Below are 25,477 nucleotides of genomic sequence, written 5' to 3'. Positions count from 1 at the left end.
CTCTTTTTATGTACGATAGATGGTGAAAACGGCTTTATTTTGACCTTCTTGATCTAGTGATAATCCGAACATAAGATCCCTTCTTTTTAATGTTCGGTTTAAGGAATCAACAATTTTATATAAATCCGGACTATACTGGATTTTCACGGTGGATAAGACTTCAATTTTACTTTCCATATTGGAAATTCCTCCTCAATCTCGACATAATTTACTACTTATATCGTCACTTTATGAAGGGTAAAATAACGAAACAGAATAGTCTTAAACATTATTATAACAGCTTATAAGCAATTTAGTTCAAGTTTTTCATTAAAATATATTCTAGTTCAAACCGTCTCTGGGCTGCGACCGAAGCAGCCTTTTTTGATCATAGCCATTTGTTAATGAGATCAACGGTTTTATCAATGTTCATTTCTTTTACATGAATTGTAGGTAAAGACTCTAGAAATACCTTGCCATATTGTGTAGAGACAATTCGACGATCAAAAATGATCATAACGCCCTTATCATTCTTCGTTCTTATAAGCCGACCGAATCCCTGTTTAAAACGGATCACTGCTTCAGGCAGAGAGTAATCATAAAAAGGATTTCCACCGCTTTTTTTTATTTCCAAGCATTTCTCTTCAGTCAATGGTTCATCAGGTGGAGAAAATGGAAGTCTAACCATCACTAGACAGGAAAGATCTTCACCAGGAATATCGATTCCTTCCCAAAAACTACTTGTTCCAAGTAGGATCGCCTTTTCAAAGCGTTGAAAATTCCTCACCAGCCTTGTTCTACTTCCACCCGTAATTCCTTGAGCTAATAGAGAATAGTCTTGTAAAAAACCACTTTCTTTTATCAACTCATAGGTTCTTCGAAGCATGTCATACGACGTAAATAGGATAAGCAGACGACCTTTTGTCGCTTCTGCAATTGAAATAATATGTTCGCCTATTTCAGCTATATAGTCTTGAAGGGAGACTGTATTAATTTCCGGTAAATCATTCGATATGACCAACTGTACTTGCTGATCATAATGAAACGGAGATGGAATTTGTTCAAAATAGCACGTTGCTGTTTGTAATCCAAGGCTATTCATCGTGTATTGAAACGATCCCTTAACAGATAAGGTGGCTGACGTCAAAACAACACTCTTTTTTTGCTGAAATAATCGATCATTTAATTGAGTTGAAATTGAAACAGGCTGTGAATACACGGTTGTTTTGTTTTGCCATACACGTGTATCAATTTCAATCCAAGAAACATCTTCGGTTTCCGGCTGCAATAAAACTCTCCTAATAGATCCTACTATTTTTTCAACATCTTCTAACCATGAAGCTACATCACTCATTACAGTTTGCTGCTTATTGCTATTCTTATCCATTTTATCTAGTAAAAATTCGTAACGAATAGTAATAGCCTTCCTATAATCTGTTAACAAAAATAAAAATCGTTCTGCTACCGCTTTCAATGCCTTTAATTCCTTTGTCATATCAAAAGCTAATGAACACTTAATTCGACTTTGACTCTTATTTTTCACTTTCTTTTTCGCTATTAATGCGATGGTCTTGAACAATTCATCCATTTCAACTAATAACTCTCCCATTAATCCGTTCAGTTGAAATGAATCTGATAAATCTATCCCATTAACACCTTTTTCTTCAAGTTCCTTTTCTAGTTTATACGCAAGCTGTTTCTGTTCATATATACCCATTTTCTGAAGTAGAAAACGGGTTGTGGCATAGTCAATTTTGCTACCAAAATATTGCCCTGCCACTTTTTCAAAATGATGACCTTCATCTATAATAATGTAATCGGACGGTGGGAGAATTGGTCGGTCTGCAACAAGATCTGAAAGCAATAAACTATGATTCGTAATGATTAAGTCCGCCTTTTTACCATCATTTCTTGTTTTTAAATAGTAATCATGTTCTCTTGAAGAAAAATCTCGCCCAAAAGTATTCTCATCATGTTTGATTTTATGCCAAAACAGCTGACCTCCGCTCGATAAGTTGAGTTCATCACGATCACCAGTTGTTGTTTCTGTTAACCAAACCAAGATTTGCATTTTCGTTAAAATGGTATCGTAATTATCATCTGTTTCTCTTAAGGAATGCACAAACTTATCAAGACTGATATAATGGCTCTTTCCTTTCATTAAGACCGTTGTGAAGGGAAATTGGACGGCTCTTTTTAATATAGGAATATCTTTTTGCAGCAATTGTTCTTGAAGTTGAGTTGTATATGTACTAATAACGACAGGCTCATTATTAGAAACAGCTGTATATACAGCAGGCAGTAAGTAGGCCAGGGACTTTCCAACACCTGTCCCAGCTTCGATCATTGCATGGTGTTCATTTTGAAAAGAACGATGGACAATATCCATCATTCGAAACTGCCCACTGCGCTTTTCATAATTCGTATAAGCATTACTTAGTAATTGTTCTTTATCCTTTTCATCCGTTGGGTAGGCGATTTCTTGTGATTCTTCTAGTTGATCGTTTTCTTGAGACTTTTTGATATAGACACCATGGTACTCTTCCAGCTGGAGAGAGAGTTCTTCAATTTTGCGCTCCTTATCCTTTAAAAGCTCTTCCAAAACCTCATTCAAATCACCTTTTAAACCGTCTGATAATTTATAAAGTTTCTTGATTGTCTTAAACGGTAGCTCTCTCAATCGTGCAAAGAGAATCAGTAAAAGTTCACCTGTTGCATATGCGTCGCTGTCAGCTTGATGGGGTCTCTCATGATTTACCCCTTCTTGAGTAGCAAGGTCTGAAAGTTTATAGCTATCACTTGATGGAAATAAGATTCTAGCCATTTCAACCGTATCTAGTACCGATCCATAAAAGCCTTCAAACCCTGCCATGATTAATTCTTCTTGTAGGAAAGATAAATCAAACAAAACATTATGAGCAACAAAACAAGCTCCATCAAGCATTTCTATCACTTTTGGTGCAATTTCAGCAAATAGAGGTGCACCTTTCACCATCTCATCTGTAAGACCTGTTAATTCTTCAATAAAAATAGGAATAGGCTTTCCGGGACAGAGCAAAGAAGAAAATTGATCGACAATTTGATCATTTTCAATCACAACCGCCGCAAATTGAATAATTTTATCTCCCTTTTTTGCTGAATTACCAGTAGTTTCTAAATCTACCACTACATATTTACTTTTCATTTATTAACACCTCGAACATTCCGTTCAGTGATCTAAACGAGAATGTGGTTTTACCTGATCATTTGTAAACCGTACCATATTTTACAAAAAAGAAAAAGTCTTGTATATAAGGTCATTCCCATTGATAGAATATACCATCTGATATACAAATAATTGTATTATTTCATTAAAAACATCCAATGTAAAAGCTGACCCTAGAGTAGAGTCAGCTTTTACATTTACATGATTGTGTTTTCTGGCTCAGCATGAATCAAGTCTTTGATTTGATTTCCTTCGCCCATAATTGCCACTTTCGGATAATGCTCTGCTAGTTTCTCTTCAGCCACTAAAGCATAAGAAATAATAATGACAATATCCCCTGGTTGCACTAGACGAGAAGCTGCTCCATTTACACAAATTGTTCCTGAGCCACGTTCACCTGGAATAATATACGTTTCAAAGCGGGCACCATTATTATTATTAACAATTTGCACCTTTTCATTTGCAATCATTCCAACACGATCAAGGATGTCCGAATCAATTGTAATACTTCCTACATAGTTTAAATTTGCTTCTGTAACCGTTGCTCGATGGATCTTACCATTCATCATGGTGCGAAACATGTTGTTTCCTCCTATTCCTCCGTTAAAATCACATTATCGATTAAACGTGCTTTCTTAAATTTAACTGCTAAGGCAATGATATAACTCCCTGTAATCTGATCTACTTTTTCTAGTCCCGGATAGGTCAATACGCTCACATAATCAATGATTCCAGATGTTTCAGTTTGTATCTTGTTTTTAATACTAGAAATAATTTTTTCTGGATCCTCTTCCCCAGCTTCAATCATATCTACACCCATTTTGAGACTATGATATAAAGCAGGCGCTTGATCACGCTCTTCAGTTGATAAATAAACATTCCTCGAACTTTTCGCCAATCCATCTTGTTCACGAACTGTATCCACAGGTACAACTTGTAATGGAAAATTAAAATCTTTCACAAGCCCATCAATAACGGCAAGTTGCTGCGCATCTTTTTTTCCAAAATACGCATGATCAGGTTGTATAAGATGAAAAAGTTTCGTCAATACAGTTGCGACTCCATCAAAATGACCTGGACGAGAACTTCCACAAAGGACATCTGTCCGTTTGTTGACTTGAACCGTCACTGAAAGTTCATTTGGGTACATTTCAGTAACAGAAGGATAAAAAATAATATCAACCCCTGCTTCTTCTGCCACTTTTTGATCATGATCAAAATCACGTGGATAACTAGATAAATCTTCCTTAGGTCCAAATTGCAAAGGATTGACAAACACGCTGAGAACAACGATATCATTCTCTTGACGTGCATTCGTTAATAACGCAACATGACCTTCATGAAGATATCCCATTGTCGGTACAAAACCAATTGTTTTTTGTGCTGATTTTTCAGCTTTAATAACTTCTTGTAATTCTACTATTGTTGTGATGACTTTTGTTGCAATGGCTTTCATGCTTTTCCTCCATAAAGTGAGTGTAGTTCTTCCTCTTTCATTGTGAAGCTATACTGATCAGACGGAAACTCTCTTGTTTTTACCTCACTCACATATTGTTTTAAACCAGCAACAATCGTTCCATCGATTGAACCATATTGTTTAACAAATTTGGCAACCCGTTCAACACCATAGCCCACAACATCATGATAGACAAGTACTTGCCCATCTGTCCCATCTCCTCCACCAATCCCAATAGTAGGTATTGATAGCAAGTTGCTTATTTTGGATGCCAATTGTTTAGGTACACACTCAAGCACAATCATAAAAGCTCCTGCTTCTTCACATTTTTTTGCATCTTCAATTAGTTTTCTAGCGGCATCCGCACTTTTTCCCTGTACCTTATAACCACCTAATACGGCAACAGATTGTGGTGTTAAACCAAGATGAGCACAAACTGGGATTCCAGCATTGGTTAAGGCAGAAATATGATCAAGTACGCCATCCGCTCCTTCCACTTTCACAGCATGTGCTCCTGCTTCTTGCATCATTTTTGCCCCAGCTAAAAGCGTATCACGAATAGATAAATGATAGCTCATGAATGGAAGATCAACGACAATAAAGGTTTCTTTCGCACCCCTTTTTACCGCTTTTGTATGATGCATCATCTCTTCCACAGTAACCGGAATGGTTGAATCGTATCCAAGTACTACCATTCCAAGTGAATCACCCACAAGAATAATATCAGATTCTGCTTGTTGTGCATGCTTCGCTGATGGATAATCATAAGCCGTTAACATCGCAATCGGTTCTCCATTTTTTTTCATTTTAAAAAAATCAGTTGTTTGTTTCATTCCATTTCCTCCAGTTAGGAAGAGGTAAAAGACGTTTTATAGCATAAAAAATCCTTCTACAGCGCAGAAGGATTTGGATTTCGGTTCACGTGTCTTATCCCTCTGTCCTGGTCCATATTTTTGGATCTAGGCAGATATTCTTATTGATTCAATTTTGTTACAGTGGTGCAGTTCACAATAATGATACCGCCCATGAAAGAAATTATAACAGATTAAAAGAATTTTTGGCTATAATAAAGTTTAAATTTCTAAATAATTAGAAATATTAATCTTGTAACTCAATATCAGCGGAATAAATAAAATGGATTTTCCCTTGTTCATCTTCCACCATTAGAACACCATCATCCGTTATACCTACTGCTTTTCCATAAATATTACCTTGCAACATTCTAGCTTTAATCATTTTGCCAATGCTTATAGCATAACTTTCCCATAAAATTTTAATTGGATAGAAACCCTCTTGTAAGTATAGGTCATAAAGGTGTTCGAGTTTTGAAAGCACATGTTGAATCAACTCGGCACGATTGACTTTCATTCCTGTTTCCATCAGCAGGGAAGTAGCAATCGAACGAAGATCCTCTGGATAGGACGCTTTCTCTTGATTGACATTCATTCCAACCCCAATAATAACAGAATTGATTCGATCACTTTCAGCCTGTAGCTCAGTCAGTATTCCCGTCATTTTCTTACCATTAATTAACAGATCATTTGGCCATTTAATTTGTGGGTGTAGTGTCGTTAATTCTTCAATTGCTTGGACAACAGCCACTGCCACAACCAAAGTTAACTGAGGTGCTTTCTGTGGCACAAGATTCGGGCGTAAAATAACGCTCATCCATACACCTGTATATTTCGGTGAATGCCAAGAGCGCTCCATTCTCCCTCTTCCTGCTGTTTGTTCTTCTGCAATCACGACCGTCCCTTCAGGAGCACCATCAAGACTTAGCCGAAGAGCGATTTTTTGTGTAGAATCAACACTTTCTTCATAGTGAATATGTTGGCCAAGACGTTTCGTCGTCAACCCAAGACGAACTTCGTTAGCCGTAATTTTCTCAGGTACCTTTACAATCCGATAACCTTTTCGTCTTACTGCTTCTAGTTCATATCCCTCTTTGCGCAGCACCTCAATATGTTTCCAGACAGCTGTTCTTGTGCATCCAATTAACTCTGCTAAATGCTGACCTGACAAAAACTCTTTCTCGCTATCGGTAAATGCATCAAGCAATCGTTTCCTTAGCTCTGATTGCATGTTTGCAGCCACTCCCTTATTTTTTCTTTTTCATTGCTTACTTGACCTGTTAAAACGGCTTTTTCTATAGTAGCAAGTTTTACCTTTATCCACGGACCGCCTTCTTGATTATCCCAGACCATTAAATCACGACCACTAACGGCGAGTTCATGACGGTCTTTTATTACGAGACGGTGATATTTTTCTTTTAATTCCGATATGGATTGGTGGACTGGTCGATGGGAAATCGTATTAAATAATATTTCAGTATGTAGAACATTTTCAAGTCCAGCTCTATACAATGTTTCCGTCTGCCACTCAGAGCAAAGCCTCACTTGCAACCAACTTAGGATCGATGTAATTTGTTTTATTTTTTTTACAGGTAATGTCCATTTCCTTAAAAATAATTCAACCTTATCTTGTTTCATATCCATTAAATAAAGAAGTAGGGACCACACCTCAACTGTAGATAGTGATTCGATATGGTACTGTATGAGTTGTCTTAATGCTTGTTCATGCTTCATAAGCCCTGGTAAAAACAAAAATAACTCCGTATCAAGTAAGAGTTGAAAGGCCTGCTTTCGATTTTCACCTTGAAGTAATTTCTCGAATTCGATTGTTTTTCTTTCCGTCGCAATTTTTTCTAGAAGAGAGGCATTTGTTTTTAATGCCTTTTGTGTCTCATTTGCAATTGTAAATGATAATTGACTAACAAATCTAACAGCCCTCATCATCCGTAGTGCATCTTCATGAAAACGTTCTTTAGCGGAACCAACCGTTTCAATTAATCTATTTCTAATCGCCTCTTGCCCAGAAAATGGATCAATTATTTTTCCTTCTTTATTCATGGCCATACTATTCATCGTAAAATCACGCCGTTTTAAATCCTCTTGTAAAGAACGAATAAACATCACTTCAGATGGTCGGCGAAAATCTGTATAATCTCCATCGGAACGAAAGGTTGTTAGTTCATACGTTTCCTTATTCCATATGACAACAACCGTCCCATGTTCAATCCCCACATCAATTGTTTTTGAAAAAATACTTTTGATCTCTTGTGGTGTTGCGGATGTAGCAATATCAACATCCGCAATCTTTTTTTTCAGTATGTAATCCCGAACACAACCACCAACAAAATAGGCTTCAAAACCAACTTCTTCAATTTTTTCTAAAAGAGGGATGGCTCTTTTAAATATGGGCATCATCCCTTTTCACCGCGTTTCATAAGTTGATAGTAAATTTGTTCATACTGTTGAACGATTTTTTCTCCATGAAAATGCTCGTTTACGATATGAGTGGAATGTTGAGAAAATCGCTGATGTAATTGTTCATCACTTAAGAGATGTATGGCTTTGTCTGCAACACCCTCAGTATCGCCTAAATCACAAATAAAGCCACTTTCCCCATCTATAATCACTTCAGGAATGCCACCAACATTTGTACCAATACATGGAACCCCACAAGCCATTGCTTCAAGAGCCACGAGTCCAAAGCTTTCTTTTTCTGATAAAAGAAGCATAAGATCACTAATAGAATAGAGTTCTTCTAAGTTTTCCTGCTTCCCAAGAAACAAGACATGATCTCGTATATGTAATTCTTCAACAAGTTGGCTAACAATTGAAATTTCTGGTCCATCTCCAACGAGTAATAATTTAGCCGGTATTTTAGCAACAATATTAGCAAATGATTTCACCACATCCGGTACCCGCTTCACACTACGAAAATTAGAAACATGAATAATGACCTTTTCATTAGGCATAATTTCATATTCTTGTTTTAAATGATGGGATGGGATTTTATGATAAACCCGTTCATCAACGAAATTATATACCGTTTCAATTTTCTTCTTAGGTTTGATTACATCATAGGTTTCAGCAATTAATGAATGAGATACAGCAGTGACAACGTCAGATTCTTCAATCCCAAATCGAATAGCATCTGATAAAGACGCATCATAGCCGAGTACGGTAATATCTGTACCGTGTAAAGTAGTCACAATTTTAACATCTTTCCTTGCCATTTGTTTAGCCAAAATAGCACATATAGCATGGGGAATTGCATAATGAACATGTAGTAAATCAAGATTTTCTCGTTTAATCACTTCCGCAATTTTACTAGCGAGTGCAATATCGTAAGGTGGATATTGGAAAACAGAATATTGATTCACTTCAACTTGATGATAGTAAATATTATGATACATTTTCTTTAATCGAAAAGGCACACTTGATGAGATAAAGTGGATTTCATGCCCTTTTTCCGCCAGCATTTTTCCTAATTCTGTTGCCACAATACCTGAACCACCAACAGTTGGGTAACAAGTGATGCCAATTTTTAATTTTGTTTTCATCACAGTCTTCTCCTAATATATCGAAATTCACTGTCAGCTTCTTTTTTATATTTGAAATATACCATTCACTCGTGTTCTCCTAACCCAATTCAATACATTGATCACTTTGTTCATGGTTCTGACACAATGTTTGTACTTGTTTTTCCTCTAACAATATTACGCCAAGAGAAATCACCACGCTCTAAGCCTCTGATAAGTACCTCACCTGTTCCCATATTCGTTGCAAGTGGTACTGCGTAAACATCACATAAACGAATTAATGCCGTTACATCTGGTTCGTGAGGTTGAGCCGTTAACGGATCACGGAAAAAGATAACCATATCCATCTTGTTATTTGCAATTAAGGCACCTATTTCTTGATCTCCACCCAGTGGCCCAGATTGAAAACGATGGATAGAAAGTCCCGTTGCCTCCATAATTTTAAGACCTGTAGTACCAGTTGCATGTAATGTATGATCCTCTAAAATAAATTTATAAGCAGTTACAAAACGAACCATATCATCCTTTTTCCTATCATGGGCTATCAATGCTATATTCATTTTATCTTCCTCGCTTTATTCAATAATATTTTCTAATCCGTATACAAGAGTATCTATGTTCATAACTGTATCAATAGCAAGCTTAACTCCTGACATAAAAGAGGCTCGATTATAAGAATCATGACGAATCGTCAAGGTTTGTCCATCTGCACCAAACATAACCTGCTGATGGGCAATTAATCCTGGTAACCGAACAGAGTGGATATGCATTCCGTTATAGTCTGCTCCTCGCGCACCTTGAATCGTTTCTTTTTCACTTGGATGTCCCTGTATTTTTTCTTCTCTTACTTCAGCAATCATTTCAGCTGTTTTAACAGCTGTTCCTGAAGGAGCATCCAATTTTTGATCATGATGTAATTCAATAATTTCAACATCTTGGAAATATCGCCCTGCTAATTGAGAGAACTTCATCATCATAACAGCCCCTAAAGCAAAATTAGGTGCGATGATGCAGCCACGTTCTTTTTGTTGACATAACACTTCAAGATCTTGTAAGTTTTCCTTTGTAAAACCAGTGGTACCAACAACAGGTCGCACACCAAATTCTAGTGCTGTTTTTGTATGATACATTCCTACTTCAGGAGTAGTTAAATCAATTAACACATCTGCTGTTACTTCAGTTAAACAGGTCGCAATATTATCATAAATCATTACCGGTAAAGATGATATACCTTCTAATTCATTTAATCGCTTACCACCATGCTTATGATCGACCACTGCAACTAACTCATAGTTGTCTATTCTCTCGACTAACTTTACTGCTTCTAAGCCCATTCTTCCTCTCGGTCCTGCAATGACTATTTTTGTTTTTTCCATTTTTAATCCCCTCTTATTCTTCAATTTTTGTCCAGCGATCTTTATCTCTTGTATTAAATTTTTTCATTACTCGATTATGAGCTTCTTCAAGATCAATATGTAAGGAGTTCGCAAAACAAATAAGAACAAACAATACATCCCCTAGTTCTTCCTCAATCGTTTTTTCATCCTCGGTCGACTTTTTTGGTTTTTCACCATAATAATGATTGACCTCTCGTGCCAATTCACCTAATTCTTCTGTCATTCTTGCGGTTAAGGCCAGTGGACTGAAATAACCTTCCTTGTACTGGCTTATGTACTCATCAACTTCCTTTTGTAATTCTTTCAACGTCTTATCATTTGACATAACATCCACCTCTAACAAACAATATGATGAAATTGAATTTCTTCTTTCATGTTAGCTAAACTAGACGGTTTTTACAAATGTTTTTCATTTTTTTCGAAACGTCCGTATGATTACCTTCAATTGGTCCATCTTATATCATTATAGGCATTTCAAGGTCAAATTTGGAAGCGGAGGAAATAAAGTGGTTTATGGGCTAAAAATAAAAAATATCTTTTTTATTCTTTTCGGTGCTTGCATCTTTTCTTTTGGTATTGTTCATTTTAATATGCAAAACAATCTATCAGAGGGTGGTTTTACCGGTATTACTCTACTCCTCTTTTTCCTTTTTAATTGGGATCCCTCCTATGTTAATTTAATTTTAAACGTCCCGTTATTTTTTATTGGTTGGAAATTACTTGGACGAAATGTTTTTTTGTATACCCTTATTGGTACAGTCAGTGTTTCCATTTTCCTTTGGATTTTTCAACGTTACCAAATCGAAATGCCTTTAAATAATGACATGACACTTGCGGCATTATTTGCTGGTGGTGCCATTGGAATTGGGCTTGGCATCATTTTTCGTTTTGGTGGGACTACCGGGGGTGTCGATATTATTGCCCGTCTCGCTTATAAATATGTTGGTTGGAGCATGGGAAAAACGATGTTTATTTTTGATGCTTGTGTGATTACAGTTTCATTAATTTTTTATTTAACCTATCAAGAAGCTATGTACACGCTTGTTGCTGTTTTTATTGCTTCAAGAGTGATTGATTTTATGCAAGAAGGAGCTTATTCGGCAAGAGGGGCCATGATCATCTCTGAACAAAATGAGGAAATCGCTGATAAAATTCTACAAGAAATGGAACGAGGTGTGACGGTTCTAAAGGGTTATGGTTCGTATACGAAACAAGATCGTGAGGTTCTTTATTGCGTTGTTGCCAAAAATGAACTTGTTCGCTTAAAAGGCGTCATCACTTCTGTAGACCCTAATGCCTTCGTATCTGTTACCATCGTCCACGACGTGCTTGGTGAAGGGTTCACTCTTGACGAAAACAAAAGACCCATTATGCAATAATAAAAAGAAAAAACATGTAAAAAAGGGTTTAGACAGAAGTCTAAAACCCTTTTTAATCATCACTTTGCATTCCTGTATAGATTAACACTAGACGTAGTAATTCTAAAACAGCAATGGCCGCTGCTGCCACATAAGTTAAGGCTGCTGCACTTAACACCTTTTTTGTTTCCCGTTCTTCATCATTTCGAATAATCCCAAGTGATACACATTGCTCCATTGCACGACTCGAAGCATTGAATTCAACTGGAAGCGTAACAAGTTGAAATAAAACAGCCGCTAACATAAACATGATACCAATCAATACAAAGTTAGCCATACCAGCAAGCATTCCGATAATAATTAAAACCCACGAAAAATTCGAACCGATATTCGCTACTGGAACAAGAGTGTGACGTAGACGCATAAAACTATATGCCTCTTTATCTTGAATAGCATGCCCCACTTCGTGAGCTGAAACTGCTGCTGCTGCTACCGAATGTCCATGATAATTATCAGATGATAATCGAACTGTTTTGGTTCTTGGATCATAATGGTCAGATAGTACGCCATGAGCTTCTTCAATATTCACATTGTAAAGTCCATTTTGATCAAGAATTTTTCGTGCTACTTCAGCACCCCTCATATTAGATGACGAGGCAATATTTGAATATTTCTTATATGTTTTTTTCACTCGTATTTGCGCCCAAATCGGAATGATAATGATAATCGCAAAATAGATTAAGTAAATCATTGTCTCCTCCATCCATCCATCAAATTGTTACTTATATTGTAAAAGGTATTAGCCAGACATGTCAAACATTTAGCTGATTAATAAACCATATGATTTATCTGGAAGGGTTTTTACCTTTCTCTCTCTCTCCTTTATATTTTCTCCAACCAACATAGGATAAGGTGAGAATAATGATACTCCCTGTTGAAATAATCACCCACCACAGTGAAGGATCTGCTTCGTCCTCTGTTAGATCCTCAAAAATAGTCTGCAATTCCGTTTCAATATTAAGAAACGTCTGCCTTGCGTCTTGTTCTGTCAACACCTTTTCCCGGTAATGATCAGCAAAATGAACTCTTGTATCAAGTTTTTGAATTCTTTCCACCGAAACGTCTATCTTCATACTTGGATAAACAATTTCATATAAGGCTAAAAATGTATTGAGGTTTTCGTGAAAGGATTCTTTCTCTCCATTCAAAACAGCCTCCTTCGCCTCATTAAAAACGGATAACATCGGCACCTCCATTTCAGTCCAAAGAGGCTGTTTAGTTGAAGAAATGGCATCAATAACAAGTCGGAATTTCGTCACTTGGTTAATTCGTTGCTCAGGATTCATAGTTGCATTTGTTGTAGCCTCCACAGCGTCATTGTGGGCAATGCTCACAATTCTCAACTCATCCATCGAAAAGGTGCGTTCCTTCACAGTTACAGTTGAAAATTTATCAGAAAAGGTGTCCAATATTTTTTTAGCATCTTCATATCTATGTGATTTTGTTAATTGAAGCGCCTCATCAGATAAATAGTTAAGCTGATCAATCGGCGACGTTTCTTCATCAGCAAAAACAATAGTAGGTATTAATAGAAAACATATCAAAACCATCATCCATTGCTTGGATTTCATGCTTGTCCCCCCTCCATTAGTATCAATGTATGAGAAACTGGACAAGGTTAGACCAATAATTATCGCTTAATCCTTAGTTCATAACGACCTTTTTTTAAACACAAGGAATACGCTATTAGTAAAGAAGCGATGCTTAACCAAAAGGTAAAATAGCCAATTTGCGGAGTAAATTGATCGAGCATACTGTAGCGCGGAAGCATAAAGAATACATAATCAATAACATCATTATGTAATGTCCAAATCCCAGTCACAACAAGATGCCACAGCTTAAACCGATAAAAAGGTGCATATAAAATCCCCTGTATGGCCATCCCTGCATGGGAAAAAATAAGCATCCAGCCAGCAAAGTTCAGCTCCCCTGTCTGAAGATAAACAAGAAAGTTCATGACAACAGCCCAAGTACCATACTTAAACAACGTAACAACAGCCAGTGCTTCTAACAATGGCCAGTTTTTTCCCATTAAAAAAGCCACTAGCACTAAAACGAAAAATAAGCTAGCAGTCGGACTATCTGGGACAAATGGGAGGAAAATAGCAGGAGTGTCTACTAATTGCCGTTTATACCAAATATAACCGTAAATAGTGCCAAAAAAGTTGATTATCAATAGCAATAACAAAAAATGACGATTGCCTAAAATGGGATACAACCACTTCATATTCTTCTTTCCCCTCATCTCTTTCTAAATGATTCATTCACTCATCTATCTTATCACAGCCGATAAATATTTGATGAGTAAAAAAGCCGACGAAATTTCGTCGGCTTTTTTACTCATCATTATTCACCTTCAACACTTGAAATAAACTCTGATAATTTTGTTAACTCTTCATCCGTACCTGTGAACATACCTGGTAACATTTTCCCACTTTCTGTTCCATTTATTGCAATATCAGCAACTTCCTCAGGAGTTAAACCAGTGCCAACTAAACTTGGTGCAGCTGGACCACCTTCAAGTTGATTGCCATGGCAATTAATGCAACCGTTTGCTTCATAAATCTGGTAGCCTTCAGATGAAGTATCTATATCTACTTCAGCAACAATTTTCCCTTGTTCTGCTGCTGCCTCCCAATCATGAGTAACGACAGATTCCCAAGTTAAATAAGTAACCCCAGCAATGGCAAGCAACATAAAACCCGTTGCTAATGGACGTTTTGCTGGGTGTCTTTCAGGCCCACGGTCTAAAAATGGTGCTAATAACAAGGCACCAAAAGCTAATCCTGGAATAACAAGAGCACCTATTATATTATATGGACCTGATGCATAACTATATTTTAATAGTTGATATAAAAATAAAAAGTACCAATCTGGCATTGGAATATACGCCGTGTCACTTGGGTCCGCAATTTTTTCAAGTGGAGACGGATGCGCAACTGTTAAACATAAAAAACCAACAAGAAATACCGCACCAACCATCCATTCCTTTAATAAAAAGTTTGGCCAGAAAGCTTCTGTTTTACCTGGATATTCAGAATAATCTTTTGAAATATTAGGCTTGCGATGCCCAGCCGCAGGTACACGGGAATCTCCTACGAATTTCATACCTTTTCCACGATGCATGAATAGTCTCCCTCCTTTTTAGAGATAATAAGTACAAAGTAAAATTTTACAGTGGACCGGAAATACCTTGTTTACGAATCATCATGAAGTGGGCAGCCATTAAACCAAATAAAGCTGCAGGCAGGAAGAACACATGAATCGCAAAGAAACGAGTAATCGTTTGAGCTCCAACAATATCGGAACTACCAGCCATCAAGATTTTTAAATATTCTCCGATAAACGGAACGGATTCAACAATTTGAATGGTTACCTTTGTTGCAAATAACGCTTTCATATCCCAAGGTAATAAATAACCAGTAAGACCAAGGCCAAGCATAACAAAGAAAATTAATACCCCAACGACCCAGTTTAACTCCCTTGGCTTTTTGTAAGCACCTTGGAAAAATACACGTAATGTATGTAAAAACATCATGACAATAACTAGGCTTGCGCCCCAATGATGCATTCCTCGAACAATTTGTCCAAATGCTACTTCATTTTGTAAATAATAAACAGATTCCCAGGCATTTTTTATATCTGGAACATAGTACATGGTTAAAAACATACCTGATAGAATTTGAATAACCGTAATAAAGAAAGTCAAGCCACCAAAGCAATAGACAAATGCTGAAAAATGATGAGCGGGGTTTACATGCTCAGGAACTTCGTGATCAGCAATATCCCGCCATAAAGGCGTAATGTCTAAACGCTCATCTACCCAGTCATAAATTTTGTTTAACACTGATTACGCCTCCTCTCGCGGTTCAGCTTTACCTAAATAGAGGTAACCGTCTTTTTCTTGAAAAGGATACACATCTAACGGTGCAACTGGTGGTGTCCCTTTTACATTTGTTCCATCTTTCGTATAAAGACCTCCATGACAAGGACAAAAATAATGGTTCGGATTTGCCTTGTCCGTATTCCAGTCAACTGTACAACCTAAATGTTTACAAACTGGAGAAAGGGCACTAATCTCGCCATTTTCATCTTTAAAAACCCATGCTGAATTCGTCACCTCTGACTCATACCAAGCATCCGTCTGTGTAAAAGTAAAATCCACCCTTGTTGGCACATCAGTAATCTCACTAATCTTCTGCGGTGTCGCCTTGAAATCACTTGTACCAGTATGTTTTAACACTGGGTCAACTGCAAAACGCACCATTGGCATTAACATTCCCGCTGCCATAAATCCGCCTACACCTGTTAACGTATAATTTAGAAATTGACGTCTAGACACACGATTTTTGCTCATATTTCTCCCCCCCTTTAAAACAATTTTAAATTAACATAATTTTCATACTAGGACATACCAATAATATATCAATATTTCAGTAAGGTCAATATAATCAGAAAATTTAAGTGATTTTTATCTCTCTTATTCACCCGTTTGCCATCTCTGTACAAACAATGAAAATAACTGCTTTACTTGATCTTCCAATATAGTATTTCGATAGTGTTCGTCCATTTGTTGAAGAGGAATGGTTGGAAGCCAAATAAGCGATCCCTCGAGATTATTTTCGATTTTTTTCCAATCACTATCAGAAGTTATATAGTACACATGTTTAAAATCATTTTCAAAAAACTCTTTCTCCCATTCTAAGAGATCTTTATATAGCTCATCTTCACTTTTTGATTTTAGATAAGTAAAACCTGGTAACATCATCAGTCTTCCTTTAAATTGTCTTTCTAGTTGACCTGACAATAGTGTAATGAATTCAGTCATCTCCGCCGTTTTCTTAATTTGATCATCAAGGGAAATGGGATATAAAGGTAAAACAATTGTATCAACGTACTCTTTCGCCTTTATATACACATCAATATCTTCTGTATTCCACTTCATTTTCTTCACTCCAAATCTATATTTTTCTATATTCTAACATGTTAAAATATAAAATAATGATCCTATCTCCTATTTTTTCTTTAAATCAAAGCTGTGTTAAACAATCGGGTTGATGCTCCAATGGCCATTATCAACTACCATTATTAACACAGCCTAAATCAAAATAAAAGACCTGCTCTATACAGGTCTAATTTTTTACCTACTAAATTTTTTTAATTGGGCAGCCAACTGTTTAAAAGTCTCTTCATCATGATTATCAAGAGCTTCATCTATTTGTTGGATAAGCTTCTCTTTTTGAAATTTCTCAATACTCGAGGTTAAGAATTGTTCCGCCATCATCCGATCTTTTTCACTAATTTGAATCATTTTCGGCATATACGGATTCTCTTCTAACACAGCTGCGAATTGTGGAGCTTTAAAGGAGGCATGGAAGTTTAATTGAATAAAAATATCCTCCTCCCGATTTAATCGAATGTCATGAAACGATTTCTCTGCATCTGTTGTCATTACGTTTTCTTTATAAAAACGGAACGGTACTTCATCTACACAATGGGTTGACATCACAATGCCTCTCGGACAATATTGTGCTTGTTCCACAAAGTGTACCTTTTCCATTAGCTGATCATGACTCATTAAATAGTTTAGGATCCAGACGCATTCCCGTCTTTTTAATTGATAATGATTAAGAAACCAACGAATAAAATCTTTTTTCTCCATGACAGATACAGGGGCGTTCATGTTTAAATCCCTCCTCTGCTTTTTAGCAAATTTTATAGAGATCACCCAACATCATCTGATAGTCTTTGACATACATCTTGAAATTCTTCATTACTAGGATCATTTTTTAATAACTCTTTAAAAATTTCGACAGCCTGCTCTCGTTTTCCTTCTTCCATTAAAAAATATCCATAATCCACTAGAAAATCAGTTGTGTCTTTAAAAAAAGTATATGCACTTTCATATCGATTTAATGCCTGTGAATATTCTTCTAATTGTTGATAGGCTAAAGCAGCATCCCAATGAAAACGAGGCTCAATTTCATCTCCCTCTTCCATTATTTCCACAATTTCTATCACACTTTCGTATTTTTCCTGATGCAGCAGAAGTTTATTCAATGTTAAAGCAGCTTCCGTCAATTCAGGATCTAGCGCAAGAGCCTCTCTAAACATTTTTTCTGCTTCTTCTTCATTTCCAAGCTTTAATGCCAGTTTACCTGCATAGAAAAATAAGTCTTTATTATATTCATCGAATTGTATTCCTTCTTTTAAAACTTGATAACCTCTTTCCAAATCCTCTTCCCGCTCATATGCACGTGCTAAATGGATATATAGTGAATAATACTCAGGATCCATTTCTTTCAATTCAAGGAATTTTTCAATAGCTTTTAAGTTGTAGCCAGCCTGCAATGCTGTAAAACCGTAATTAAACAGGGTATTAATCTCTAGTTTATTTGACAATGCCTTTTCATAAAAAGGAAGTGCCTCTTCAAATGCTCCTCCAGCACTTATGGCATCTGCCATTCTTTGATTTACATTCACACCAGCTATTTCATCCTCGGTTTTAAGCACATGTTCATAGCATTTAATAGCTTGGACAAATTTACCTTCTTCTGCGTAAAGTTCACCAAGTGCAAAATCAATAATCACTTCGTTTGGTAGTAGTGATTTTGCTTTTAATAATTTTTGCTCACTGACTTCGTAAAGCCCTTCCATTTGATAGAGGTCTGCAAGTAATACCATGGACTCTGGATAACTTGGATCCATCTCACGGATCTTTTCAAGTTCCAATATCGCTTCCTCTTCTTTTCCAAGCTCGATTAACGTCTCTGCCAATAGAATAAGCAATTCTCCTTCTTCAGGATATACTTGTAACAAACACTGAAACAAGTTCTTTGCTTCTTCAAGAAAACCATATTGAAACAGTTCTTCCCCTAATAGAAATCTCTCTTCATTTGATCCCGTTGCTAAAATCTGTTCATATTCATTTAACGCTTCTTCATGTTGACCATTCTCTAATAGTGTAATTATTTTATTAACTGATTTCATATTTATGACCCTTTCTACGTATCATCTGTTTAAAAAGTTTATTTTTAATTAGACTTTATTAAATAATATTATTACTACTCTGTAAGCCTTTGGTATACGCGGGCATTAAGTTATTCACGGAATAAAATGCATGCCCACATACACCAAAGGCAACTTTTCAATATTTATTATTAACGCGCCTTTAATTATAACAAGCATAGTTGATATTGTTCTTCTTTTACATTGTCAATGAAAAAATAAAAAACTGCAAATTTTGCAGTTTTTTATAAGAAACATATTTACATTAAGTTATCTAAATCCTCGAAAAAATGTGGATAGGAGACAGAAATAGCTTCTTTTTGTTCAAGCGATACTTCGTCTTCACATATTAATGCCGCAACAGCTAGCATCATGCCAATGCGATGATCTCCAAAGCTGGAAACAACACCACCACCTAGCTTATTTTTTCCATGAATGACCATTCCATCATCCGTAGCCGTAATGGTTGCCCCTAGTTTAGATAATTCATCAACAACAGTATCAATCCGATTTGTTTCCTTTACCTTTAACTCATGAGCATCACGGATAATTGTCTCTCCCTCTGCCTGAGTAGCAAGTAATGCGATAACAGGTAGTTCATCAATCAAACGAGGAATTAGTTCTCCACCAATCGTTGTTCCTTTTAGATTCGAAGTTTTTACCGTTATATTTCCTACCGGTTCTATTTGTCCTTCTTCTAAAATTTCTATCGTAATATCAGCGCCCATTTCCTTCATAACATCTATAATTCCTGTTCTAGTCGGATTCAATCCAACGTTTTTCAAAGTAATAGAGCTATTAGGAACAATGGCTCCTGCAACAAGGAAAAAGGCTGCAGAAGAAATATCACCTGGTACTTGAATCCTTGTACCTTTTAATATTTGACCACCTTGAACAGACACAACGGAACCTTCTGTATCAACCGTACCACCAAACTGCCGAATCATCCGTTCAGTATGATCCCTTGATTGTACTGGCTCAACCACAGTTGTCTTTCCCTCTGCCTGAAGACCAGCTAGCAAAATCGATGATTTAACTTGCGCACTTGCTACAGGGGGATGATATTTGATTCCATGAATTTCACCACCGCGAATGGACAATGGAGTATACTCCCCATTTTGTCTACCCTCTATTTTTGCTCCCATTTCAGTTAGCGGCTTAGTTACTCTTGTCATCGGTCTTTTACCAATTGATTCATCACCAATAAGAGTAGAATGAAAATCACAACCGGCCAAAATACCCATCATGAGGCGGATTGTCGTTCCCGAGTTCCCTACATTCAACACTTCCCTAGGTTCCTTGAGTCCATTCCACCCTTTTCCGTGTATGATCAATCGATCGTCTTCTTGTTCAATTTCTATTCCTAGTTGCTTAAAACAGGATACAGTACTTAAACAATCATCGCCCAATAAAAAACCAGTAACCGTCGTCACACCTTCTGCCACAGCACCAAACATAACAGAACGATGGGAAATGGATTTATCACCGGGAACAATAATTTCTCCTTGCAGTGAATTAATCTTTGTTTGTAATTTATATGTACCCATCTAATCCCCCTTTCTCAGTTTCCACAAATCAATTACGGACCAATCGAAATATCAAAATTTGTATAATGCTCAATACACTTTTTCGCACGAACGCGATCAGCTTCTGTTTGAAAACTAATGACAAGCACACCAATGATATCTTCTCGAGTTTCTCTAATTTGAATATTGGTAATGCTTATTTCTTCTTTAGCCAAGTACCCTGTTACTTCTGAAATGATCCCTGGATAATCGGGAACATCGACAAATAAATCGTAAAAAGCAGGTATGGCTCCCATTTGTTTTTGGGGTAATTCATCTCGGAAATTTTTTGCTTTTAAAAAGTATTGGTATATTTCCTCTTCATCTTGTTTTTCCAACATATCGACAACTTCGTTCATTTCTTGCTGCCAATCTGTGAGCAATTGAAGTAAAATTTCTTTATTATGTAAGAGAATATCTCTCCACATAGTAGGACTACTTGATGCGATCCGGGTAATATCGCGAAACCCACCAGCTGCTAAGCGAGTAATGAGATTTTGCTCTTGATTCGATTTTTCTGCCTGATGGACAAGCGAAGCTGCAATAATATGAGGGAAATGACTAATGACTCCTGTTAAATAATCATGTTCTTCAGGAGAAATCGTTATAAACTTGGCACTTGTACCTTCCAACCATTCCTTAAGCAGGTTGATCTTATCTTCCCCGGTGTACTTATCCGGAGTTAAAAGATAGAACGCATTCTCAAACAAAAGTTCTCTAGCAGCAGATACTCCACTTTTATGCGAACCAGCCATCGGATGACCACCAATAAATGTCATTCCTTTAGCTGTTAATTGTTCTGCTCTTTTCACAATAGTAGATTTTGTACTCCCTGCATCAGAAATAATGACCGAATCTTTTAAAGGAATCCGAGAAAGAAGATCCAAAATTCTTTCTGCTTCTCGAACAGGGGTCGTAATTAAAATTAAATCAGCCTCTTTTGCTCCTTCTTCAATGCTGTAGACCAAACTATCTACTACACCAAGCATTTTAGCTAATTTCCCTTGTTCATCATATATATCATATCCTGTAATATGACAGTCCCGATGCTGTTTTTTCACACACAATGCGAGTGAACCGCCAATTAGGCCCAAACCAATCACAAATACACGGCCTTTCAAACCGGATCACCCCTCTTTTAGCATTCACATTGTTTCATTAGGCACAGATGTTTTTTCTTGTAAATATTGTTTCATCATCTCGATTAAACCGCTATTTTGTTCTTTAGATCCAATCGTAACCCGGATAAATGTTGGAAAACCTAATGCATTACCAGAACGTACAATATAGCCTTTTTCTAGTAAGTATTGAAATACTTCATCCCCACTGCTTCCAAAATCAATCAAGATAAAATTCGCTTGTGATGGATAATAATGCAATTGATGTTCTGCACAAAATTGCTCTAACTGCTCCATTCCTTCACGATTCCTCTGTTTGCACTCATTCACAAATTCTTGATCTTCAAGAGCAGCTATTGCTGCTATTTGGCCTAATGTATTGACATTAAAAGGCTCTCTAGACGGCTCTAAGACACGAATAATATCTTTATGAGCTACACCATAACCAACTCTAAGGCTAGCGATACCATAAATTTTTGAGAAAGTCCTTAATACAATAACATTATTATATTTTTTCACAAATTCAAGTGAATCATAAAAATCATCCGCTACTACATAATCATGATAAGCATCATCAATAACGACCAATGTTTGCTCAGGTACTTTTTCAAGGAAGGCAGTCAACTTCTCTTTTGTTATATAAACACCTGTTGGGTTATTGGGACTACACAACCATACTACAGCCGTTTCATTATCTATCGCTTCAAGCATTGCATCTAAATCATGTTCTCCATTGACTAATTCAATTTCCCTAATTTCAGCTCCGTCTATAATGGCATTATGTTTATACTGAGAGAAAGTAGGGTTAGCCATTACCGTATTTCTTCCTGATTGAAGAAAAGAACGAGAAATAATTTGAATTAAATTATCTGCACCATTCCCAAAAATCAATTGTTCCTTTTCAACTTGTAAAAAGTTAGTCATCGCTTCCCTGAGATTCGTTGCATATCCATCAGGATAAAGAGCAAAGCCTGAAATAGCATCCTGTAATGCTGAAACTACTTCAGAGGATGATCCAAAAGGATTCTCATTGGAAGCAAGTTTAATAATCTTTTCAAGACCGTATTCCCTTTTCACTGAATCAATTGGTCTTCCTGGCTGGTACGGAGTTAAGGTTAGTAATTGTTCTTTCCATTTCACTTTACATACACCTCATACATTTATCATTTTACTTCCTAGTCATACGTTTTGTTACTTTTCAATGGATAAATCTGGTCGTAGGGAAACAGCATCTTCTAGATACACATGGACAATTTCCTGTTGACTTTTGGCTGTATTGATATGCATCATGACGCGAATACATTTTTTCAAGGCTGACTGAACCGTAATTTCCTTCATACACATAACTGGTACGTAGTTCCATCCTTCTATCGATCGTAACGCTTTAGCCGGAAATACTCCCGTAATGTCATCCGTAACAGAAATGAATACAGATGCTACTTGTTCTGGTACTAATTCATTATCTTGAATGATTTTTCGAAGTACTCGATCTGTTGCCTGCATAATCTCTTTTTCTGTATTTTCTTGAACAGTGATTGCACCTCTTACCCCGCGAAACACCACGAATTCCCCCTTTTTTAGAAATTTTTTAATTCTAAAAGAATATCTTCCTCTGCTATTTCATACAAATGAGGAGACCCGATTTCTTTAAGAAGGACCATTCTAATTCTTTGACCAACTGATTTCTTATCATTTTTCATTCGCTCAATTAAGCGATCATATGATAAACCTTCTGGTATTGTAGTCTGATACCCAAGCTCTTGAATCCATTCATATAAAGAATCCGTTTCTACTTCAAACCCTGCATACTTCTTACTTAATTGTAGCGCAAACAGCATTCCAATTAAGACAGCCTCACCATGCGTCATTTTTCCATAACCCATTTCAGCTTCAATCGCATGTCCAAGTGTATGTCCAAAATTCAAATACGCTCTAACACCGGTTTCCTTCTCATCTTCCCCTACAATGGCACTCTTTATTTCCATTCCTCTTGCTAAACATCGTACAAGGTCTCCCTCGTTTATATTGTGTAAGGACGAAATATGATCTTGAAGCCATCTATAAAAAGCAAGGTCCTGAATGAGTGCATGTTTAATCACTTCAGCAAATCCCGAACGTTTTTCATGCTGGGGTAAACTTACTAAAAAGTTGGTATCATAAATAACCGCTTCTGGTTGATAAAATGCCCCAATCATATTCTTTCCTGCTGGATGATTAATGGCTACCTTCCCGCCAACAGCACTATCATGTGCAAGAATAGTAGTCGGAATTTGGATAAATGGAATCCCTCTCATATAGGTAGCAGCAACAAAGCCAGCTAAATCCCCAACGGCTCCGCCTCCAAGTGCAAGAATAAGGGAATGACGATCTAATTTATAGTTTAGAGCTGCCGTTTGACACTCATAATAGACTTCAAATGTTTTCGCCTTTTCTCCACAAGGAACTTTGACATATTCAACTTGAAAGTCAGTTAATGACTGAAGAACAGAAGATAAATATAGCTCCCCTACAATTTCATCCGTTATAATAAGAATTTTCGTAAGACTCGATTGTGTCTTCCTAATAAAATCAGGAAGTCGCCCTGTGGCTCCTTCACCTATATAAATCGGATACGTTTTTAAAGAAGTCTTTACTACTTGCTCAATCATTAAAATTCCCTCGCATATTTGCGTTGTTCAGAAATAATTTCTTGTAAAGCTTCAAAACGGTCCGCATAAAATTGATCAGTAATTGCGGCCGCAAGTTCCCAGGCAATAACACTTTCTGCCACCACTGCTGCAGCTGGAACAGCACAACTATCTGACCGTTCAACACTTGCAGAGAATGCTTCTTTCGTTTCTATATCCACGCTTAACAGTGGTTTGTATAGAGTAGGAATTGGCTTCATAACCCCTCTTATAACAAGTGGCATACCTGTTGTCATTCCACCTTCTAGACCACCTAGACGATTCGTTTTTCGGTAATAACCCTCTTCAGCACTCCAAGCAATTTCATCATGAACTTTACTACCTGGTTTATGTGCTGCTTCAAAACCAATACCAAATTCAACACCTTTAAAAGCATTGATACTACAAATGGCTGCAGCAAGCTTCCCATCAAGTTTACGATCATAATGAACATAACTACCTACTCCTGCTGGCATACCTTCGACAATCACTTCAACAATACCACCAATCGAATCACCGTTTTCTTTTGCTGTATCGATTGCCTTCATCATTTCCTGTTCCGCTTCCTTATCAAGACAACGAACAGGAGAATTTTCTGTTACTTCTTTTAGTTGTTGAATCGATTCATAGGTCGATATAGTAGATTTTACTCCACCAATTTCAACCACATGTGATGCCACTTCAATACCGAGTAAAGAAAGCAATTTTTTCGCTACTGCCCCCGCGGCTACTCTAACCGTCGTTTCCCTTGCTGATGAACGTTCTAATACATTTCGCATATCACGATGACCATATTTCATTGCACCATTTAAATCTGCATGACCTGGTCTAGGACGTGTGATTTTTCTTTTTACTTCCTCTTCATCGCCATCAAATGGTTCAGAGCCCATGATTTTCGTCCAGTGCTTCCAGTCATTATTTTCAACAACTAGAGCAACGGGTGACCCAAGTGTCGAACCATGTCTAACACCGCTCGTAATATTAACAGTGTCCTTTTCGATTTGCATTCTACGCCCACGGCCATGACCTTTTTGTCTTCTTGCAAGTTGTTCATTAATATCTTCTTGCAATAGAGGCATCCCCGCAGGTAATCCTTCAATAATAGTGGTTAATTGGGGACCATGTGATTCCCCGGCTGTTAAGTATCTCATTTTTTTCTTTCTCCCTTCAACTCGTTAAAGGATTATATATCAATATAACATATGAACATAAATTAGAATAGTAAGTTTTTGAAAATTGACAGGATAATTCCTTTCCTTTAGACGAGGTTTTTTTAAG

At 36.9% G+C, this 25,477-nt stretch carries 27 protein-coding genes; 1 reads left to right on the top strand and 26 read right to left on the bottom strand.

Annotation, left to right across the window (positions count from 1 at the left end; translation table 11 throughout):
- Positions 1-6 precede the first annotated feature (6 nt).
- The 11 genes from JMM81_RS02805 to JMM81_RS02755 all read right to left on the bottom strand — a co-directional run bounded on the left by JMM81_RS02805 (position 7) and on the right by JMM81_RS02755 (position 10,749).
- Entirely contained in the window at positions 7-177 is a 171-nt protein-coding gene (locus tag JMM81_RS02805) for a YpmA family protein (RefSeq protein ID WP_256239976.1), read from the bottom strand.
- A 190-nt stretch (positions 178-367) separates the two neighbouring features.
- Positions 368-3,163 (bottom strand): ATP-dependent DNA helicase DinG, encoded by a 2,796-nt coding sequence (dinG, locus tag JMM81_RS02800; RefSeq protein ID WP_256239975.1) that lies wholly within the window; start codon positions 3,161-3,163, stop codon positions 368-370.
- Between the two features lie 218 nt (positions 3,164-3,381).
- Complete coding sequence (gene panD, locus JMM81_RS02795; protein ID WP_256239974.1) at positions 3,382-3,765, bottom strand: aspartate 1-decarboxylase; 384 nt, start codon at positions 3,763-3,765, stop codon at positions 3,382-3,384.
- 11 nt (positions 3,766-3,776) lie between these two features.
- Positions 3,777-4,640, bottom strand: a complete 864-nt coding sequence (panC, locus tag JMM81_RS02790) for a pantoate--beta-alanine ligase (RefSeq protein WP_256239973.1) — start codon at positions 4,638-4,640, stop codon at positions 3,777-3,779.
- A complete protein-coding gene (gene panB / locus JMM81_RS02785; protein WP_256239972.1) occupies positions 4,637-5,473 on the bottom strand; it encodes a 3-methyl-2-oxobutanoate hydroxymethyltransferase in 837 nt (278 codons plus the stop codon). Before panB ends, panC begins: the two co-directional genes overlap by 4 nt.
- Before the next feature lie 265 nt (positions 5,474-5,738).
- A complete protein-coding gene (locus JMM81_RS02780; protein WP_256239971.1) occupies positions 5,739-6,722 on the bottom strand; it encodes a biotin--[acetyl-CoA-carboxylase] ligase in 984 nt (327 codons plus the stop codon).
- The gene (locus JMM81_RS02775) at positions 6,707-7,906 is read right to left on the bottom strand and encodes a CCA tRNA nucleotidyltransferase (RefSeq protein WP_256239970.1); all 1,200 of its coding nucleotides are present in this window, start codon (positions 7,904-7,906) and stop codon (positions 6,707-6,709) included. The genes JMM81_RS02780 and JMM81_RS02775 overlap by 16 nt, the downstream gene beginning before the upstream one ends.
- Positions 7,903-9,048: an N-acetyl-alpha-D-glucosaminyl L-malate synthase BshA gene (bshA, locus tag JMM81_RS02770; protein ID WP_256239969.1), complete on the bottom strand. Its 1,146-nt coding sequence runs from the start codon at positions 9,046-9,048 to the stop codon at positions 7,903-7,905. Before bshA ends, JMM81_RS02775 begins: the two co-directional genes overlap by 4 nt.
- A 110-nt stretch (positions 9,049-9,158) precedes the next feature.
- Positions 9,159-9,587, bottom strand: a complete 429-nt coding sequence (gene mgsA / locus JMM81_RS02765; protein WP_256239968.1) for a methylglyoxal synthase — start codon at positions 9,585-9,587, stop codon at positions 9,159-9,161.
- 15 nt (positions 9,588-9,602) lie between these two features.
- Positions 9,603-10,403 (bottom strand): 4-hydroxy-tetrahydrodipicolinate reductase, encoded by an 801-nt coding sequence (dapB, locus tag JMM81_RS02760; protein ID WP_256239967.1) that lies wholly within the window; start codon positions 10,401-10,403, stop codon positions 9,603-9,605.
- Positions 10,404-10,416: 13 nt separating this feature from the next.
- Positions 10,417-10,749: a nucleotide pyrophosphohydrolase gene (locus JMM81_RS02755; protein ID WP_256239965.1), complete on the bottom strand. Its 333-nt coding sequence runs from the start codon at positions 10,747-10,749 to the stop codon at positions 10,417-10,419.
- A 181-nt stretch (positions 10,750-10,930) separates the two neighbouring features.
- Here JMM81_RS02755 and JMM81_RS02750 point away from each other — a divergent pair, with 181 nt between their 5' ends.
- Positions 10,931-11,803, top strand: a complete 873-nt coding sequence (locus JMM81_RS02750) for a YitT family protein (protein WP_256239964.1) — start codon at positions 10,931-10,933, stop codon at positions 11,801-11,803.
- 52 nt (positions 11,804-11,855) lie between these two features.
- Here the strand turns inward: JMM81_RS02750 and JMM81_RS02745 are convergent, their stop codons facing one another.
- The 15 genes from JMM81_RS02745 to aroC all read right to left on the bottom strand — a co-directional run bounded on the left by JMM81_RS02745 (position 11,856) and on the right by aroC (position 25,350).
- Positions 11,856-12,533: a zinc metallopeptidase gene (locus JMM81_RS02745; RefSeq protein WP_256239963.1), complete on the bottom strand. Its 678-nt coding sequence runs from the start codon at positions 12,531-12,533 to the stop codon at positions 11,856-11,858.
- 94 nt (positions 12,534-12,627) lie between these two features.
- Entirely contained in the window at positions 12,628-13,413 is a 786-nt protein-coding gene (gene ypjB, locus JMM81_RS02740) for a sporulation protein YpjB (RefSeq protein WP_256239962.1), read from the bottom strand.
- Positions 13,414-13,472: 59 nt separating this feature from the next.
- Positions 13,473-14,069, bottom strand: a complete 597-nt coding sequence (gene lhaT / locus JMM81_RS02735) for a lipoprotein heptaprenylglyceryl N-acetyltransferase LhaT (protein ID WP_256239961.1) — start codon at positions 14,067-14,069, stop codon at positions 13,473-13,475.
- Positions 14,070-14,188: 119 nt separating this feature from the next.
- Positions 14,189-14,968, bottom strand: coding sequence for a menaquinol-cytochrome c reductase cytochrome b/c subunit (locus JMM81_RS02730; protein ID WP_256239960.1), 780 nt, complete (start codon positions 14,966-14,968; stop codon positions 14,189-14,191).
- Between the two features lie 46 nt (positions 14,969-15,014).
- Positions 15,015-15,689, bottom strand: coding sequence for a menaquinol-cytochrome c reductase cytochrome b subunit (gene qcrB / locus JMM81_RS02725; RefSeq protein WP_256239959.1), 675 nt, complete (start codon positions 15,687-15,689; stop codon positions 15,015-15,017).
- A gap of 3 nt (positions 15,690-15,692) precedes the next feature.
- Positions 15,693-16,199 (bottom strand): Rieske (2Fe-2S) protein, encoded by a 507-nt coding sequence (locus JMM81_RS02720; RefSeq protein WP_256239958.1) that lies wholly within the window; start codon positions 16,197-16,199, stop codon positions 15,693-15,695.
- Between the two features lie 123 nt (positions 16,200-16,322).
- On the bottom strand, positions 16,323-16,787 hold the full coding sequence (locus tag JMM81_RS02715) for a YpiF family protein (protein ID WP_256239957.1): 465 nt from the start codon (positions 16,785-16,787) through the stop codon (positions 16,323-16,325).
- A 195-nt stretch (positions 16,788-16,982) separates the two neighbouring features.
- Entirely contained in the window at positions 16,983-17,525 is a 543-nt protein-coding gene (locus tag JMM81_RS02710; protein WP_256239956.1) for a ReoY family proteolytic degradation factor, read from the bottom strand.
- A gap of 41 nt (positions 17,526-17,566) precedes the next feature.
- Complete coding sequence (locus tag JMM81_RS02705) at positions 17,567-18,832, bottom strand: tetratricopeptide repeat protein (RefSeq protein WP_256239955.1); 1,266 nt, start codon at positions 18,830-18,832, stop codon at positions 17,567-17,569.
- 278 nt (positions 18,833-19,110) lie between these two features.
- A complete protein-coding gene (aroA, locus tag JMM81_RS02700; RefSeq protein ID WP_256239954.1) occupies positions 19,111-20,397 on the bottom strand; it encodes a 3-phosphoshikimate 1-carboxyvinyltransferase in 1,287 nt (428 codons plus the stop codon).
- 32 nt (positions 20,398-20,429) lie between these two features.
- Positions 20,430-21,536 carry a prephenate dehydrogenase gene (locus tag JMM81_RS02695; protein WP_256239953.1) on the bottom strand — a complete coding sequence of 369 codons (1,107 nt, stop codon included), beginning with the start codon at positions 21,534-21,536 and terminating at the stop codon, positions 20,430-20,432.
- Between the two features lie 24 nt (positions 21,537-21,560).
- Positions 21,561-22,673, bottom strand: coding sequence for a histidinol-phosphate transaminase (gene hisC / locus JMM81_RS02690; protein ID WP_256239952.1), 1,113 nt, complete (start codon positions 22,671-22,673; stop codon positions 21,561-21,563).
- 51 nt (positions 22,674-22,724) lie between these two features.
- The gene (gene aroH, locus JMM81_RS02685; protein WP_256239951.1) at positions 22,725-23,093 is read right to left on the bottom strand and encodes a chorismate mutase; all 369 of its coding nucleotides are present in this window, start codon (positions 23,091-23,093) and stop codon (positions 22,725-22,727) included.
- A gap of 17 nt (positions 23,094-23,110) precedes the next feature.
- Positions 23,111-24,181, bottom strand: coding sequence for a 3-dehydroquinate synthase (aroB, locus tag JMM81_RS02680; RefSeq protein WP_256239950.1), 1,071 nt, complete (start codon positions 24,179-24,181; stop codon positions 23,111-23,113).
- Positions 24,181-25,350, bottom strand: a complete 1,170-nt coding sequence (gene aroC / locus JMM81_RS02675; RefSeq protein ID WP_256239949.1) for a chorismate synthase — start codon at positions 25,348-25,350, stop codon at positions 24,181-24,183. Before aroC ends, aroB begins: the two co-directional genes overlap by 1 nt.
- Positions 25,351-25,477 lie beyond the last annotated feature (127 nt).

Origin of the sequence: Bacillus sp. V3B (assembly GCF_024494465.1) — a bacterium.
In the GTDB taxonomy this organism is placed as follows: domain Bacteria; phylum Bacillota; class Bacilli; order Bacillales; family Cytobacillaceae; genus Bacillus_BD.
The sequence above is the reverse complement of the archived record's forward strand: the minus strand, read 5'-3'. Positions and strand labels throughout refer to the sequence as shown.